The following is a 17,248-nucleotide window of genomic DNA, read 5'->3' on the forward strand; positions in this document are numbered from 1 at the left end:
GCCCCGTTCATCGCGGGGCCTTTCTGCTGCAGCACGCGATCATCGGTTGCGCGCCCAGCCCGGCTGAGGGAATGTCGGGCCAAAGCAAATCGGCCGGAGGTGCGTCATGGGCGCCGGGATCCATCACATCACCCTCATCACCCGCAAGGTGCAGGCCAATGTCGACTTCTATGTCGGCTTTCTCGGACTCCGCCTGGTCAAGCAGACCGGCGGCTATGAGGACGCGGCCCAGCTGCATCTGTTTTATGGTGACGGCGCGGCCAGTCCGGGCTCGCTGATCACCTTCCTGGTGTGGGAGGACGGCGCCCAGGGGCGTGTCGGCCACGGCCAGCCGAGCGAGATTTCGCTCACCATCGATCCGGCCAGTATCGGCTTCTGGCTGACCCGTGCCCTGTCCCATCATGTCGAGATAACGGGCCCGTCGGAGGAGATGGGCGAGCCGACCTTGCGGCTCAAGGATCCAGACGGGGTCATCGTCAAGCTCGTCGGCGTCAGTGGTTTTCCCGAGCCCGCCGTCTGGGAAGGCAGCGACGTGCCGGCAAAACAGGCGATCCGCCGCATCCGTGGCGCGACCATCCTCAGCGAAGTGCCCGAACTCACCGAAAGCTTCCTTGTGCGCCACTTCGGCTACCGCCAGGCGCAAGGCACTGAGTTCATCAAGCGGCTTGTCTCCGACACCGGCGACATCATCGACATCCGGGACGCCAAGGGCTTCTGGACCAGCGCACCGGGCACCGGCACCATCGACCACATCGCCTTCCGAGCACAAGACGCCGACGAGGTCGAGCGGGTGCATGGCGCGCTTGCCTCCAGCAACTCGACTATCACCAACGTGCACGACCGCAAGTATTTCTACTCGCTCTATGTGCGCGAACCGGGCGGCACGCTGTTCGAACTGGCGACCGACGGCCCTGGCATGGCGGTCGACGAACCCGCCGACGAGCTCGGTACGCATCTGTTCGTGCCGCCAGACAGGTCCGACAAGATCGACGAGTTGAAGACGATGCTGCCGCAGTTTTCCTGGCCGGGCGAAGAGCGCGTGATCTATCGCGACCTGCCCTTCGTCCATCGCTTCTACACGCCCGAAAGTCCAGATGGCACAACCATCGTGCTTCTGCACGGCTCCGGCGGCAACGAGACCTCCCTGTTGCCCTTCGCGGCGAAGGCGGCACCGTGCGCGACGCTGCTTGCCTTGCGTGGCCGCGCCACCGACGAGGGCACGCCGCGCTGGTTCCGCCGGCTTTCCGCCAGCAAGTTCGACCAGGCCGATATCAGGTCGGAGGCCGCGGCACTGGCAGCCTTCGTCGACGCGGCCATCGATGCCTACCGGCTTGATCCGGCCAGGCTGGTCTTCCTTGGCCATTCCAATGGCGCCAACATGCTGGCGGCGACCATGCTGCTGCACCCGCATGTCATCCGCCGCGCGGCATTGTTGCGGGCGGCGATGGTGCTGGAGCAGCCGCCGGAGGCCGACCTGTCGGACACTGACGTGCTGCTGATTGCCGGAGACGTCGACGTGTTCAGTAGTTTCGGCCCCGAACTGGGCGGCCTGCTGCGCCACGCCGGTGCCCAAGTCGACGCCCGTACCATCCCGTCAGGTCACGGCTTCGACGACGCCGACATCGCGATCCTACGCGAATGGATCGCCGCCCGAATTACGACAGCGGCTTGAGCTTGGCCTCGATCGACGCCCGTTTGCCCTCGAGGAATGGCGGCAACGACAGGCGTTCGCCAAGGCTCTCCAGCGGCTCGTCGACGGTGAAGCCGGGGCCGTCGGTGGCGATCTCGAACAGGATGCCGTTGGGTTCGCGGAAATAGAGCGAGCGGAAGTAGTAGCGCTCGACCTCGCCGCTCGACGGCAGGCGGAATTCCTGCAGCCGCGCCGCCCACTGGTGGATCTGCTCGACGTCGGGCGTACGGAAGGCGACGTGATGGACGCCACCAGCACCCTGCATGGCCGGGTTGAGCTTGGGCTGGACGGCGACATGCAACTCGGCGGTCGGGCCGCCCTCGCCCATGGCAAAGACATGGACCTGGCCCACGCCGTCGGGAGACGCGTAGTCGCGCACCTTGTGCATGTTCATGACCTTGGTCAGCACCGTCTCGGTGCTGGCAAGGTCGGGCACGCTGATGGTGATCGGGCCGAGGCCCCTGACCTGATGTTCCACGGGAATCACGCTGCCCATCCAGGGATTGAAACCACCCCGGCCGCCGTCGTCGATCAGCCTGAAGCGCTGGCCTTCCGGATCCTCGAAATCGATCGCACTGTAACCGCTGACATCGCTTGTCTCCGACGTTTCGACGCCTTCGGCCTTGAGATGATCGCGCCACCATGACAGCGACACCTCGTCCACCACCCTGAGGCCGGTGCGGGCAATGCTGTGGGTACCGCGGCGCTCGCGCCCGATCGGCCAGTCGAAGAAGGTCAGGTCCGAGCCGGGACTTGCCCTGCCGTCGGCGTAGAACAGGTGGTAGGCGCTGGTGTCGTCCTGGTTGACCGTCTTCTTGACCAGCCGCATGCCGAGCACCTGCGTGTAGAAGCGCAAATTGCCTGATACATCGGCGGTAATGGCGGTGAGATGGTGAATGCCCGTCAGTTGCAGCGTCATCGGAGCCTCCTGTTACCGGGAAGCCCTAGAAATAGCTCCGTTATGCCGGAGCGGCCACCCTCAATATTGCTCGCGCGGCAGGTGCACCACAAGACCGTCGAGCGCAGCCGTCATCTTGAGCTGGCAGCTCAGCCGGCTGCGCTCGGTCGGGCTCATCAGGCATTCGATCATGCCCTGCTCGGAATCGTCGGGGGCAGGCAATCTTTCGGTCCAGGTCTCGTCGACATAGCAATGGCAGGTGCCACAGGCGCAGGAGCCGCCACATTCGGCCAGGATCTGGTCGATGCCGTTGGCGACAGCCACCGACATGACGCTCTGGCCTTCATTGGCGGTGAGTTCCCTGGCCTGGCCGTCGGCGTCGACGAAGGTTACGCGGTACATATTTGTCTCCTGGAGCAATTCAGCAAAAGTGCGCAGCGGTTTTGCGCCCGGAATTGCGCAACAACGAAAGGGGTCAGGCCGGGGCCAGCGTCAGGCGCAGCGCCTTGGGGCCGCGCACGGACAGGCCGGGCTTGTATTGGGGCTCGGCTTCATCAAGCGAAATCGACTTCAACCGCTTGATCAGCGTGGTGAAGATCACCTCCATGTCGAGGCGCGCCAGATGATTGCCGAGGCAGAAATGAGCGCCGCCGCCGAAGGCGAGGTGGCGGTTGGGGTTGCGGCCGACATCGAAGCTGCCGGCGTCGTCGCCGAAGGCCGTCGGGTCGCGGTTGGCAGCGCCATAGAGCAGGCCGAACTTGGTGCCGCGCGGAAACGCCTTGCCGCCGACCACGCAGTCGGCGGTCGAATAGCGATGAAAGAACGGCAGCGGCGACTCGAAGCGGAACATCTCCTGGATCGTGGTGTGGATCAGGCCCGGGTCCTGTCGCAGCCGCTCCATCTGATCGGGAAAGCGCAGCAGCGCATGCATGCCCGAGCCCAGCACGTCGATCGTCGAGCCGTGGCCGGCCATCAGGATCAGCATGCAGGTCGAGACCAGTTCGTCCTCGTTGAGGTGGCCGGCGTCCTGCGCCGCGATCAGCCGGGTGATCAGGTCGTCCTGCGGGGCGGCCCGGCGTTCGGCCATCAGCTTCTGCAGATAATGATAAAACTCGGTCGTCGCCTTTTCGGCGGTCGCCTTGCGCTCGTCGTTGCGGTCGATATCGAAGAACTTGACCACGTTTTCCGACCAGACGCGCAGTTGCGGGCAGTCCTCGTCCGGCACGCCGAGCACCCGGCCGATGATGTGGCCCGGCACCTGTGCGGCGAGGTCCTCGACGAAGTCGATCTCGCCCTTGTCGATCAGGCCGTCGACAAGCTTGTCGACGAAGCTCTGGATCATGCCACGCTGGCGGGCGATGAACGCAGGCGTGAACTCGCGGAACACCTGCTTGCGCAGCCGGTCGTGCACCTCGCCATCGCTGTCGAGCATGGAAAACTGCACGAAGCGCGAATGGTGCGGCATGTCGTGCCAGTTCTGGGCGCGCTTCTCGGCCTCGATCTCCTCATGCGACATGAAGAACTCGGGCGATCGCACCATGGAATTGTCGCGGGCGATGCCGGCAACATCGTCGAAGCGGGTCACCAGCCACATTCCGAAGTCGGGGAAGAACTGGGGTTCGCCCTTCTCGCGCAGCGCCGCATAGGCGGGATAGGGGTTCTGGGCGAAGGCGGTCGACAATGGCTCGAATGCCGTGCCTGATACGCTTGCCTTTGGGGTAGCGCTCGCCATCTGGTCGCTCCAACTGAGATGGATTGCCGCCACGATGCGGCAGCCTTCCCTAGGCTATCGACAACGGCGCCGATATGAATGCACTGAAATCGCACCTTGATGGATAAAACTCGCATCGTTTTGGACATGCAGCTACAAGGTGGGCAACGGATAAGCTCGACGGCCTGCGCAAAAATGACTGAAAACCACCGCGATGAGATCCTGTTCCACACGCCGGGGCGGCATGCGGAAGCCTATCCCTACAAGATCCTGGTTGCCGGGCGCACGCGCTTCACCGCCGGAGATGGGCTGGTGACGCGCCGCTTCCACCATCACACGCTGATCCTGACCATTTCGGGTCGCGGCCAGATCGAGGTCGCCGGCCAGCGCTTTGCCGCAGGCGCTCGTAGCGTTGTCTGGCTCGACACGGCGATGCAATACGCCCATGGCTGCCACCCCGAGGCCGACCACTGGCGCTACCTCTGGATGAGCATCGATGGCCACGGGCTCGACGCGGTGTTTGCCTTCCTGCGCGTCGGCCAGTCGCCTGTTTTCGCCGGGTTGAGCACGGCTGAGCCGCTGTTCGAGCAGGCAATCGCCACGCTCGCCCATCGTAGCCAGACCACCGACGCGCTATCGAGCGCCATCACCGGCCAGTTGGTGGCGCTGCTTGTCGCCGAGCGCGGCGAGCAGGAGGAAGACAGCGGCGAGCGCATCCAGCGGCTGATGCGGGCGCTCAGGGCCGACATCGCGCGCAACTGGCAGATCGAGGACATGGCCGCCATTTCCAACCTCAGCGCCTCGCAATTGCACCGCCAGTTCCGCCAGAAGACCGGCACCACCCCGATGGACTGGATGCGCCACGAGCGCATGAACCTTGCCAAGCGGCTGCTGACCTCCTCCGACGCCAAAATCTCGGCGGTGGCGCAAAGCTCGGGCTATGCCGATCCCTACCATTTCAGCCGCGATTTCCACCGTATATCAGGCCATTCGCCAAGCGAATTCCGCCGCGCACGGGGGCAGTAGCCGTCAGCGCTTGCCCCGTCGACAGGTCTCGCCAATTCGGGCACGTTGCAGTATCTGCCCCGAAGACGAGCACAGCGACATGACATCCAAGCCAGCGGTCTACGAGTTCAACGCCGCCATCGTGCGCGAGCCGGCACGGTCAGTGGTCAACGGCCTGCGTGCCGACGATCGCGGCAACCCGACCTTTGACGGGGTGAAGGCCGAGCATGCAGCCTACATCGCGGCGATGCGCGCGGCGGGCGTCGAGGTGACAGTGCTGCCAGCGCTGGAAAACTTCCCGGATTCGATCTTCGTCGAAGACCCGGCATTGGTGTTTCCCGAGGGCGCAATCCTGTTGCGCCCGGGTGCGGAGACCCGCGTCAACGAAACCCCCGAGATCGCACCGACGCTGAGAAGGATGTTCGAGACAGTTCTCGACCTGCCGTCATCAGGCTTCGCTGACGGCGGCGACGTGCTGACGGCGCCCAAAAGCGTGATGATCGGCCTGTCGGCCCGCACCGACCGCGCCGGCGCCGAAGGACTGATATCAAGCCTCGCCAGGCTCGGGCGCAAGGGCGAGATCGTGCGGACGCCCGAAGGCGTGCTGCATTTCAAGAGCGACTGTTCGCTGCTCGATGGCGAGACCATGCTGTCGACAAAGCGGCTCGCGCGCTCGGGCGTGTTCAAGGGTTTTCGCGAGGTGCTCATCCCCGAAGGCGAGGAGCCCGCCGCCAATGCATTGCGCGTCAACGACGTGGTGATGGTTGGCGCCGACTACCCCAGGACCATCGAGATGCTCGACAAGCTCGGCTACAAGGTGGTCGCACTCAAGACCACCGAGATCGGCAAGATCGACGCCGGCCTGTCCTGCATGTCGCTACGCTGGCATCGCCAAGCCGACTGAGCGGGGGTTCTGGCGGCGCATTCAGGCGCCACGACACGTGTCGCCGTTTTTATATATGCACCGACATGCATCTGACGCGCTGAACAATGGCAAGCGCCGCGCATGCGGTCGGCTGCTATCTTAACAATGAATATGATCCGACCCTGACCAATTGACAGTTCCATGCATTTGCATGAATATGCATTTTCATAGATATGCAGCTCGACGCCCGGCAAGCCTGGCGGCCCTGAGGGGCGTCGAGCCCTGGTGGCAGCGGTCTTGCCACACCTGGGAGGGTCGACATGGCGGAACGGTCTTTTGCGCGCGAGGTCGAAGACCTCAAGCTTGGTGAAGGCGATCTTTTTCGCGGCGAGGGCATCCTGGCCATCACCAAGGCGCTGTTGCAGTCCGGCGTGTCCTATGTCGGCGGCTACCAGGGTTCGCCGATCTCGCATCTGATGGACGTTCTCGCCGATGCCAAGCCGGTGCTCGACGAACTCGGCGTGCATTTCGAGTCCTCCGCGTCCGAGGCCGCCGCCGCCGCCATGCTCTCGGCTTCGGTGATGTATCCGCTGCGCGGCGCTGTGACCTGGAAATCGACCGCCGGCACCAATGTCGCCTGCGATGCGCTGACCAACCTCGCGTCGAGCGGCGTCAAGGGCGGCGCGCTGATCATCCTCGGCGAGGACTATGGCGAGGGCTCGTCGATCCCGCAGGAGCGCAGCCATGCCTTTGCGATGAAGTCGCAGATGTGGCTGCTCGACCCACGCCCCAATCTCGAATCGATCGTCAAATCGGTCGAGGATGGCTTCGAGCTGTCGGAAGCCTCTAACACACCTGTGATGATGCAGGTGCGCATCCGCGCCTGCCATGTTCACGGCCAGTTCGTCGCCAAGGACAACAAGCGCCCAGCCTACACCATCAAGGAAGCACTCGAAAATCCGGTCCGCGATCTCGACCGCATCGTGCTGCCGCCGGTGTCGATCACGGTGCATGATCGCGAGAAGATCGAAAAACGCTGGCCCGCGGCGATCGACTTCATCAAGAGCCGCAAGCTGAACGAATGGTTCGGCCCCGACGAAGGCGCCGTCGGCATCATCCTGCAAGGCGGCATGTACAATTCGGTGATGCGCGCGCTGCAGCTGCTGGGCCTCGCCGACGCCTACGGCAATACGATCATTCCGCTCTATGTGCTCAACGTCACCTATCCGCTGATCGACGACGAGGTGTCGGCGTTCTGCGCAGGCAAACGCGCCGTGCTGATGGTCGAGGAGGGGCACCCAGACTATCTCGAGCAGGCGGTCAACTCCATCCTGCGCCGGCGCGACATCAACACCAGGCTCGCCGGCAAGGGCGCCTTGCCCGTACGCGGCGACTATACCGCTGCCGTCCTGATGAACGGCATCCAGGCGTTCCTTGAAGAACACGCCGTGGCCCTGCTCGGCAACCGCCCGCCGCTGCCGAGCGCCGACGCGGTGCTCGCCGACCCGAAGGTCAAGGCGCTCAATGCCGTCGTGCCGGCACGGCCCGCCGGCTTCTGCACCGGCTGCCCAGAACGCCCGATCTTCGCCGCCATGAAGCTTGTCGAGCAGGAACTCGGCGAACACCATGTCTCGGCCGACATAGGCTGCCACCTGTTTTCCATCCTGCCGCCCTTCAACATCGGCGGCTCCACCATGGGTTATGGCCTCGGACCGGCCTCCGCATCCGCTTTCAACGTAGACGCCGGCAAGCGCGCCATCTCGGTGATGGGCGATGGCGGCTTCTGGCACAACGGGCTGACCACCTCGGTCGGCAACGCGGTCTACAACAAGCATGACGGCGTCATCATGGTCGTCGACAACTACTATTCGTCGGCGACGGGTGGCCAGGACATCCTGTCGTCGCGCGCCGACAATCCGGAGCGCTCGACCAACAACTCCATCGTCAACGCCGTCAAGGGTATCGGCGCCAAATGGGTGCGCCAGATCGACCGCACCTATGACGTGGCGAAGATGCGCGACACGCTGAAGGAGGCGCTGACCTCGAAGGAGGAAGGCCCGAAGATCATCGTCGCCTCGTCTGAATGTATGCTCAACCGCCAGCGCCGCGAGAAGCCGCTGTTTTCCAAGGCGGTGAAATCGGGCCAGCGCATGGTGCGCGAACGCTTCGGCGTCGACGAGGACACCTGTACTGGCGACCATGCCTGCATCCGCCTGTCCGGTTGCCCGTCGCTGTCGCTCAAGCACACCGACGACCCACTGCGCGACGATCCGGTGGTGGCGATCGACAACACCTGCGTCGGCTGCGGCAATTGCGGCGAGGTCTCAGAAGCGGCGGTGCTGTGCCCGTCCTTCTACCGCGCCGACATCATCTACAACCCGACCCGACGCGACCGTTTCGCAGCCAAGGTGCGCAACGCCGTAATCGGCTTCCTGCAACGCCGCCGCGAAGCCCGGCGCGTGGTCTTCGGGTGAACGACATGAGCAGGCCGATCAACCCAATTTCAGTCGACGAAAAGCCTATCGCCATCGCCATCCTTGCCATGGGTGGGCAAGGCGGCGGTGTGCTCGCCGACTGGGTGGTGGCACTCGCCGAGGCCGAGGGCTGGGTGGCCCAGTCGACCTCGGTGCCCGGAGTGGCCCAGCGCACTGGCGCCACGATCTACTATGTCGAGATGCTCAAGCCCAAGGGCGGCCAGATGCCAGTGCTATCACTGATGCCGACGCCCGGCGACGTCGATGTCGTGTTGGCAGCCGAGTTCATGGAAGCGGGCCGCTCGATGCTGCGCGGGTTGGTGACACCGGAAAAGACCACGCTGATCGCGTCGACGCATCGCTCCTACGCGGTCGGCGAGAAGGAGGTGCCGGGCGACGGCATCGGCGATCCGCTCGCCGTCGTCGATGCCTTCGATGTCGCGGCCAAAAAGACTGTCATCTTCGACATGCAGACGCTGGCCGAGAAGAATGGCAGCGTGATCTCGTCGGCAATGTTCGGTGCCTTGGCCGGCGCCAATGTCCTGCCCTTCACCCGAAACGCGTTCGAGGCTGCGGTGCGCGCCGGTGGCAAAGGCGTCGAGGCCAGCTTGCGGGCCTTTGGCGCCGCCTTCGACCGTGCCCGCGACGGCAAGCCTGATAAGGTGGCCAGGAAGCCTGACAAACTGCTGCCGGATGCACCTGTGTCAGTCGGCCATCCAAAGCTAGACCGGCTGCTCGGCCGCATCCATTCCGAATTCCCGCCTGTATTGGCGCCGATGCTTTATGCCGGAGTAAAGAAGCTCGTCGACTTCCAGGACCCGCGTTACGCCGAAGAGTATCTCGACACCGCCGCGCGCCTGCTTGTCCACGACCGCGATGCCGGCGGCGCGGCCAGGGGCTTTGGCTTCAGCCAGGAAGTCGCCAAATATCTCGCCATCGCCATGGCCTATGACGATGTCGTGCGCGTCGCAGACCTCAAGACGCGCGCGACGCGCTTCGAGCGCGTGCGCAAGGAAATCGGCGCGACCGGCGAGCAACTCGTCTACACCACCGAATACATGCATCCGCGCGCCGAGGAAGTCGTCGGCACTATGCCGGCGTTGCTCGGCCAATTCGTCGAGAACCGCCCGGCACTGCTCAAGCTGCTGGAGCGCCTGTTCAGCAAGGGCCGGCGTGTGCGCACCGGTACCGTCGGCTGGTTCGTGGCGCTCTATGCGCTCTCCAGCCTGAAGCCGATGCGCCGCACCATGCTGCGTCACAAGCGCGAGATGGCGCATATCGGAAGCTGGCTGGAGACGGCCTCGGCCCTGCTGCCCGCCAATTACGATCTGGCGTCGGCGGTGATCGGCAGCCGCCGGTTGGTGAAAGGCTATTCCGACACCCACAGCCGCGGCCAGGGCAAGTTCGACAAGGTGCTTTCGGTGGTGCCCTTGCTTAAGGCGCGCGAGGATGGCGGGACCTGGCTCAAGCGCCTGGTGCAGGCCGCACTGCAGGACGAAGCCGGCAAGTCGCTCGACGGCGCATTGGCGACAGTCAGAAGCTTCGCGTGACGACTCTCGGCGCGCAGCCTAGGCCTCTGCGTCGCCTTTTCCGTCCCCGGCCTTTGCCGTGGCTTCACCGCCGCCACCGAGCTTGTCGATGTTGCGCAGCACCTTGTGCAGCGTGACGATGAAGGCGTCGTACTCGTCCGGCTCGATGCCTTCGAACAGCTGCGAGAAGATGCCGAACAGCACCGGCCAGAACTGCTGGAAGACGTCGCGGCCGGCATCGGTGATGTGCACTTCGCGCACGCGCATGTCGTCAGCGCGCGACTGGCGACGGACAAACCCCTGCTCCTCCAGCGCATCAAGCGTGCGGCTCATCGTTGACTGCTCGACAACCGCAAGGAAGGACAGCTCATTGACGGTCAGCCCCGGCGAGATGGTCAAAAGCGCGATGGCCCGCATCTTCGGCGTGGTCAGGTCAAGCGGGCGCAGCCGTTCCTGCAGATTGGCGTTGTAGCTCGCCGACAGGCGGTTGATCAGATGCGGCGCGAAGCGGTTGAGCCCGATTTCGCCGAGGCTGGGCAAACGGTTTCCGTCGCCGGCTTCCCTGAACGACCCGGTGAAGTATTTCGTGACCATTGCTACCCGTTCGGCTCGAGGGAGTTCGACGCTGTTCGGATTGCCATGAAGCCGATTATCCGGCAACCGTCCAGAGCAACGCAGCTCACATCAAACGAAAAGGCCGGGCACCAAAAAGGCAACCCGGCCCTACGCCGCGAGACGGCTGGTGCCCATCCATCTTGCGGCGACAACGGCGGTGGGAGCCGCCGCGGTCCTCGATGAGGCTCGATCAGGCGCGTGGCGCAAGCGCGAAGGCGCGCACCGGGCTACCGGTGCCACCGACGATCTTGAGCGGGGCGACGACCAGCACGGCACCCGTCGCCGGCAGTTTGTCGAGGTTGCACAGGCTGGCAAGGCCGTAGCTGCCGACTTCGAGCAGCAGACTATGGGCGGGAAACGGCGGATCCATCGCCACCGCGCTGCCGGCATCGGTACCGACGCATTCGTTGCCGAACCCGAGAACACCGCGCTCGACCAGCAGGCGGATGCAATCGACGCTTGGTCCGGGCGTATGCGGGCCATTCTCGTCAGCGTTCAGGAAGGCCTCGGTCGAAGTGTTGCGCGGATACCAGTCCGAGCGCATCAGCACCCAGGCGCCCCTGGGGATCTGACCGTGCACGGCCTCCCAGGCTTTCACGCCATCGGCGGTGAGCAGGAAGTCCGGATTGGCGGCGACCTCCTTGGAGCAGTCGATAACGACGCAAGGTGCTACGAAGGACTGCGTCGACACGGTATCGGTCGTGCCCTGGGCGACGTCCTTGCCGGAAATCCAGTGCACCGGGGCATCGAAATGCGTGCCGGTGTGCTCGCCCAGCTCCATCCAACCCCACGCCCACCACGGCCCGTTGGCGTCGTAGCGCGAAATCTCGTGCATCTTGAACTTCGGCGTGTTCTTGGCGAAATCCGGCGGCAGATACAAAACCGGAGTGTCCGGCCCAAGCGGCGCCGTCAGGTCGACGATCTGGACCGCGCCGGTGGCAATTGCTGAAGCGAAATCCGCCAGCGTCTGGTTGGCTGTCATCTTGGCTCTCCTCCTCTTTGCCCGGTCCGGAAGGCCAGGTTTGCTTCAGCCTAATCAAGTCATATGCATTTGCAAATATTATTTTTGCCTAGATGCCAACAAGGCTGGCATCCTTCAAGCTCGAATATCCCCGCATGCATGGTTCCGGCCGGATTTGACTGACCAAGGGGCAGCTGTCGAGATGCCAGCGGGCCTGACCTTGGCCCCGGCAGGCCGCCGCATCGTGCCTGCGTTCGGCTTCAGGGCAGGTGAAAATCTTCCGATCCGGCACAAATTCGACAAAAAACCGAAATCCGGACGCTTCGTTTTTCTGCTGCGTTACGCAGCTACGAAAGACACTGCTAAATAAATCAAACATCTGATTACAATCACGTATTTCGACATTTCCTTCGCCGTTGTGATCTCGATTCCACGTCTTCCGGCCTCGCTTTACAACGGCAAAATTTTGTGCGCTTATGATCAAATGATGGAAGTGAGGAACGTTTCCGCGACGGTTTGACCAACGGGCACCAAGGCCTGAGACGAGCACGCGGCTGCCATCATCCAAACAAGGGGAACGGACTGATGAACAAAACCAAGGGCCTGATGCTGGCCAGCCTGCTTGCAGCCACCGCATTTTCCACCACCTCGGCAATGGCCCAGGACGCCGCTTGCCCAGTCAAGATCGGCGGCGTGCTGTCGCTGACCGGCTCGATGGGTGCGGTGGGCAAGGCCATCGGCAACAGCGCACAGCTCGCCATCGCCAACATCAACGAAGGCGGCGGCATCAAGGGCTGCCAGGTCGAGTTCGTGCTGCGCGATGACCAGGGTCAGCCCAATGTCGGCGTCGACGCGGCCAAGTATCTCGTCGATGTCGAGGGCGTGAAGGCACTGTCGGCGAGCATCGGCAGCGGCGTTACCATCCCGATCCTGACCTCGGTTTCAGCGCCGTCGCAGATCCCCCAGATCGCCTGTTGCTCGTCAGCCCCGGTGCTGACGACGATGGCGCAGGAAGGCAAGACCGGCGGGTTCTTCTTCCGCACCTTCCCGGTGGTCAAGAACCTCTCCTACCTGCCGGCCAAGATCGCGGCCGACCGCGGCCTCAAGCGCATCGCGATGATCTATGTGAACACCGACTACGGCGCGAGCCTGGTGAAGGATTTCACCAAGGCGACCGAGAAGTTCGGCGGCGAAGTGGTCAAGGCTGTCGCCTTCAACGAAAACCAGGCGTCGTATCGCGCCGAAGTTTCGGCGGCACTGGCCGAGAAGCCCGATGCGATGTTCATCGTCGCCTTCCCGCAGGACGGCGCCACCATCGCCCGCGAATGGATTTCGCTCGGCGGCACGCAGGAGCTGATCCTCAACAACGCGCTGCGCAGCCCCGATTTCGTCAAGGCCGTCGGCGCCAAGTACCTGACCAAGGCGTTCGGCACCGACAATACCTCGACCCAGAGCGCCACGCTCGACGAGTTCAAGGCAGCGTTCAAGTCGGCCTACAACATCAGTGCCGACGGCCCCGGCATTTCCAACGAATACGACGCAGTGACGATCCTCGGCCTTGCCATGAACATCGCGCCCGACCTGTCCGGCCCTTCGATCCGCGATGCGATCCGCAAGACCCAGACATCAGGCGGCGAGGTCATCGGCACCGGCCCGGCGGAGTTCAAGAAGGCACTGGAGCTGGTCAAGGCCGGCAAGCCGATCAAATATGTCGGCGCGCTCGGCCCGATCGAGTTCGACGTCAATGGTGACATCAGCGGCCCCGCGCTGACCTGGCACATCGAGGGCGAGGAACTGGTCATCGACAAGACCATCAGCGCCGAGGATATGGCAAAGCTGCTAGCGGAAATCGACGGCTAAGCAACAACGGGTACCGGACGGGCATGACCAGCTACACCCTTTCCCATTGGGGCACCTACGAGGTCGAACCCCGTGGAAACGGTTTGCCCGCCCTCAAGCCGTTCAGGCGCGATCGGGACCCGAGCCCGATCGGCCTCTACCAGCTCGACCCGGCGCTCGACAGGCTCCGGGTCCGGCGACCGGCCATACGCAAGAGCTGGCTCGATCATGGTCCGGGAGCGGCTGCGGAACGGCGCGGCAGCGATCCCTTCGTCGAAGTCGAGTGGGACGTGGCGCTCGACCTCACTGCCGCCGAGATCGACCGGGTCCGCATCACCCACGGCAATGCGTCGATCTTCGGTGGCTCCTATGGCTGGTCCAGTGCCGGCCGCTTTCACCACGCGCAAAGCCAGGTCCACCGCTTCCTGAATGCCGCCGGCGGCTATGTCCGCCATGTCGATTCCTACAGCCTGGGCGCCGCCAACGTCGTGCTGCCGCATATCGTGGCGAGCATGGACGATCTGATGGCCGGCCATTCCTCTTGGGACACGCTGGCCGCGCATTGCGAGCTGTTCGTCAGCTTCGGCGGCGTGCCGGTCAAGAACGCGCAGATCAATGCCGGCGGCGTTGCCCTGCACGGCGTGCCGGCAGGCCTTGCCGGCATGCGCGCAGCCGGCACCCGCTTCGTCAATATCGGCCCGGTGCGCGACAATTTCGGCGCGGTCGCCGATGCGGCGGAATGGATCGCCTGCCGCCCCAACGCCGACACCGCCCTGATGCTGGCGCTGGCCTGGGTGTTGTTCAGCGAGGGCCTGCACGACAAGGCCTTCCTTGACCGTTGCTGCACGGGTTTCGAGAACTTCGTCCCCTACCTCACCGGAGCCACCGACGGTGTGCCGAAGAAACCCGAATGGGCCGAAGCGATCAGCGGCGTGCCTGCCGGAACCATCGTCGATCTTGCCCGCCACATGGCATCGGCACGCACGATGCTCAATGTTTCGTGGTCGATGCAGCGCGCCAGCCATGGCGAACAACCCTACTGGATGGTGGTGACGCTGGCGGCAATGCTTGGCCAGATCGGGAAGCCTGGCGGCGGTTTCGGCGTCGGTTATGGCGCGGCAAATCTTGTCGGCAGCGCCCACACCCGTATCAAGGGGCCGACGCTGTCGCAGCTCAAGCCGGGCATTCCCGACTTCATTCCGGTCGCGCGCATCGCCGACATGCTGCTCAATCCCGGCGCGCCCTTCACCTACAATGGCAAGACGCAGAATTACCCTGACATCCACCTGATCTACTGGGCCGGCGGCAACCCGTTCCACCATCACCAGGATCTCAACCGCCTGCTCACGGCCTGGCAGAAGCCCGACACCGTCATCGTCAACGAGCAGTACTGGACGCCGACGGCCAAGCGCGCCGACATTGTCTTGCCGGCGACAATCTCGCTCGAACGCGACGATATCGGTTCGGCCACGCTGGAGGCCTTCATCGTTGCCATGAAGCAAGCAGTGCCGCCGGCGGGAGAGGCGCGCGACGACTACGCCATCTTCGCCGAATTGGCCGAGCGACTCGGCTGCGGCGAAACCTTCTCGGAAGGGCTCGACGCGACGGGCTGGCTGTCGCGGCTCTACGAGGAATGCCGGCCGCACAATCGCGCGCGCGGGCTCGACCTGCCCAATTTCGAAACCTTTTGGCGCGATGGGCTGATCGACCTGACCCCGCTCGACCGGCCGGTCACCATGCTTGCCGATTTCGTCGCCGATCCGGAGAGCAAACCGCTCGGTACACCGTCGGGCAAGATCGAGATCTTCTCGCAGCGTATCGCCGGCTTCGGCCTGGACGACTGCCCCGGCCATGCGACATGGATGGCACCGGTGGAGTGGCTGGGCGCCGGGCTTGCCACCAGATATCCGCTGCACCTTCTGACTGACCAGCCGGCGCGCCGGCTGCACAGCCAGCTCGACGCCAGTCCCCATAGTGCCGGCGGCAAGTCGAATGGCCGCGAGCTGGTCTACATGAACCCGGCAGACGCCGCACAACGCAGGCTCGGGGAAGGCCAGATCGTCGAGCTGTTCAACGACCGCGGCCGCTGCCTGGCTGCGGTGACGATCACCAGCGACATCATGCCCGGCGTGGCGCGGCTCAACACCGGCGCCTGGTTCGATCCGGACCCGGAAACCGGGCTCGAAAAGCACGGCAACCCGAACGTGCTGACGCTCGACGTGCCGGCGTCCGGCCTGTCGCAAGGCTGCAGCGCCCAGACGTGCCTTGTCGAGATCGCCGCCTTTGCCGGCCCGCTTCCACCTGTCACCGCCTTTTGCCTGCCGGACTTCGCGACATCATGACCACCGCACAGAGCGCGCCGCACCAACACATGCGTACGGTGTGGTGGCAAACCGCCAATCCGGCCCCTGTTACCCAGCCCTTGCGCGCTGCAAGCAAGGTCGACGTCGCGATCATCGGCGCCGGCTTCACCGGCCTGACCGCTGCACTCCACCTCGCTCGACGCGGCGCGCGTGTCGCCGTGCTCGAGGCAGAGACGATCGGCAGCGGCGCGAGCGGACTCAATGCAGGTTTCGTGGTGCCGAATTTCGCCAAGGCAGACCCTGCGGCGGTGGTTGGCAAGCTTGGCGAGGAACGCGGCTACAGACTGCTGCAGATGATCGGTGGCGGCGCCGATCGCGTCTACGCGACCATCCGCGAACATGGCATCGCTTGCGATGCCGAGCAGGTCGGCTGGATGCACGTCGCGCACTCGGAAAAGATGCTCGGCATCCTCGAACGCCGGGCGGAAGCCTGGCAGGCGCTGGGCCGTCCGGTGCGCATGCTCGACGCTACAGAGGCGCGCCGCCGCGCCAGCCTCAGGCATAACGCCGGAGCTCTCATCGATGACAGCGGCGGCACGCTGCATCCGCTCAACTACGCCTATGGATTGGCGAGTGCTGCCATCAAGGCCGGAACCTCGATCCACGAAAACGCACCTGTCCAGGCCGTGGAACGGTCGGACAATGGCTGGCGGCTGACCAGCGGACAAAGCACGATCGACGCCGATACGGTCCTGCTATGCACCAATGCCTCGGAACAGGGCGTTGCCCGCCGCCTCGGCCGCATCGTCGTGCCGCTGCGCGTCTACCAGATTGCCACCGCCCCGCTCGACGAGGTCACGGTGCGGCGCATTTCGCCGGAGCGGAACCCCGTCGCCGACACGCGTGCCAATCTCTTCACCTTCAGGCTCGACCGCGACAACCGGCTGATCAGCGGCGGCATGTCGATGCTTCCGCTTGGCGCCGAGGCGCGCATGGCCGCGATGGTCGCCGGCCGCCTGCAGGCCGAGCTCGGCCTGCCGCGACTGCCTGCCGTCGAAAGCATCTGGCGCGGCACCGCCGCCATGACCACCGATTTCCTGCCACATGTCTATGAGTTCGGCCCGCGCTTCATCGGCGGCATTGGCTGCAACGGCCGTGGTATCGCCTTGACCGCCATGCTCGGCGAGGTGCTGGCCGACGCTGCGTCGGGCACGCCGCTCGATGCATTGCCAATCCCGCAGACTTCGCCGCGGGCCCTGCCGTTTCGCAGTTTCGCCGCCGCTGCCCCGTCGGTCGCCATTGCCCAGGCCAGATGGCAGGACCGGCGCCAGGGATTGTAATCGCCTGATACGACGGCA

General features: G+C 64.5%; 13 protein-coding genes. 8 read left to right on the forward strand and 5 right to left on the reverse strand.

Annotated features, from left to right (window positions below; genetic code table 11):
• Positions 1–106: 106 nt before the first annotated feature.
• Positions 107–1,672 carry a VOC family protein gene (locus IHE39_RS07710; RefSeq protein ID WP_192566091.1) on the forward strand — a complete coding sequence of 522 codons (1,566 nt, stop codon included), beginning with the start codon at positions 107–109 and terminating at the stop codon, positions 1,670–1,672.
• Here the strand turns inward: IHE39_RS07710 and IHE39_RS07715 are convergent.
• The 3 genes from IHE39_RS07715 to IHE39_RS07725 all read right to left on the reverse strand — a co-directional run bounded on the left by IHE39_RS07715 (position 1,656) and on the right by IHE39_RS07725 (position 4,320).
• On the reverse strand, positions 1,656–2,609 hold the full coding sequence (locus IHE39_RS07715) for a ring-cleaving dioxygenase (protein WP_192566092.1): 954 nt from the start codon (positions 2,607–2,609) through the stop codon (positions 1,656–1,658). The two genes, IHE39_RS07710 and IHE39_RS07715, sit on opposite strands and share 17 nt — an antisense overlap.
• Before the next feature lie 60 nt (positions 2,610–2,669).
• On the reverse strand, positions 2,670–2,990 hold the full coding sequence (locus IHE39_RS07720) for a 2Fe-2S iron-sulfur cluster-binding protein (RefSeq protein ID WP_192566093.1): 321 nt from the start codon (positions 2,988–2,990) through the stop codon (positions 2,670–2,672).
• A 73-nt stretch (positions 2,991–3,063) separates the two neighbouring features.
• On the reverse strand, positions 3,064–4,320 hold the full coding sequence (locus IHE39_RS07725) for a cytochrome P450 (protein WP_192566094.1): 1,257 nt from the start codon (positions 4,318–4,320) through the stop codon (positions 3,064–3,066).
• 174 nt (positions 4,321–4,494) lie between these two features.
• On the opposite strand from IHE39_RS07725, the gene IHE39_RS07730 reads away from it, so the two are divergent.
• The 4 genes from IHE39_RS07730 (at position 4,495) to IHE39_RS07745 (ending at position 10,193) form a co-directional block, all read left to right on the forward strand.
• A complete protein-coding gene (locus tag IHE39_RS07730; protein ID WP_192566095.1) occupies positions 4,495–5,325 on the forward strand; it encodes an AraC family transcriptional regulator in 831 nt (276 codons plus the stop codon).
• 79 nt (positions 5,326–5,404) lie between these two features.
• Positions 5,405–6,208, forward strand: coding sequence for an arginine deiminase family protein (locus IHE39_RS07735; protein WP_192566096.1), 804 nt, complete (start codon positions 5,405–5,407; stop codon positions 6,206–6,208).
• A gap of 281 nt (positions 6,209–6,489) precedes the next feature.
• Positions 6,490–8,643, forward strand: coding sequence for a ferredoxin family protein (locus tag IHE39_RS07740; RefSeq protein ID WP_192566097.1), 2,154 nt, complete (start codon positions 6,490–6,492; stop codon positions 8,641–8,643).
• A 5-nt stretch (positions 8,644–8,648) separates the two neighbouring features.
• A complete protein-coding gene (locus tag IHE39_RS07745) occupies positions 8,649–10,193 on the forward strand; it encodes an indolepyruvate oxidoreductase subunit beta family protein (protein ID WP_192566098.1) in 1,545 nt (514 codons plus the stop codon).
• An 18-nt stretch (positions 10,194–10,211) separates the two neighbouring features.
• Here IHE39_RS07745 and IHE39_RS07750 read toward each other — a convergent pair whose 3' ends face one another.
• Entirely contained in the window at positions 10,212–10,766 is a 555-nt protein-coding gene (locus IHE39_RS07750) for a MarR family winged helix-turn-helix transcriptional regulator (protein ID WP_184768550.1), read from the reverse strand.
• Between the two features lie 211 nt (positions 10,767–10,977).
• On the reverse strand, positions 10,978–11,769 hold the full coding sequence (locus IHE39_RS07755) for a cyclase family protein (protein WP_192566099.1): 792 nt from the start codon (positions 11,767–11,769) through the stop codon (positions 10,978–10,980).
• Between the two features lie 564 nt (positions 11,770–12,333).
• Between IHE39_RS07755 and IHE39_RS07760 the strand changes: the two genes are divergently transcribed.
• Genes IHE39_RS07760 through IHE39_RS07770 form a run of 3 tightly spaced genes read left to right on the forward strand, consistent with a single transcriptional unit; the run spans position 12,334 to position 17,230 of the window.
• Entirely contained in the window at positions 12,334–13,608 is a 1,275-nt protein-coding gene (locus tag IHE39_RS07760; protein ID WP_184768548.1) for an ABC transporter substrate-binding protein, read from the forward strand.
• A 23-nt stretch (positions 13,609–13,631) separates the two neighbouring features.
• Entirely contained in the window at positions 13,632–15,929 is a 2,298-nt protein-coding gene (locus IHE39_RS07765; protein ID WP_192566100.1) for a molybdopterin guanine dinucleotide-containing S/N-oxide reductase, read from the forward strand.
• Positions 15,926–17,230 (forward strand): NAD(P)/FAD-dependent oxidoreductase, encoded by a 1,305-nt coding sequence (locus tag IHE39_RS07770; protein WP_184768546.1) that lies wholly within the window; start codon positions 15,926–15,928, stop codon positions 17,228–17,230. Before IHE39_RS07765 ends, IHE39_RS07770 begins: the two co-directional genes overlap by 4 nt.
• The last annotated feature ends 18 nt before the right edge of the window (positions 17,231–17,248 follow it).

Origin of the sequence: Aminobacter carboxidus (genome assembly GCF_014863355.1) — a bacterium.
Lineage (GTDB): Bacteria > Pseudomonadota > Alphaproteobacteria > Rhizobiales > Rhizobiaceae > Aminobacter > Aminobacter carboxidus.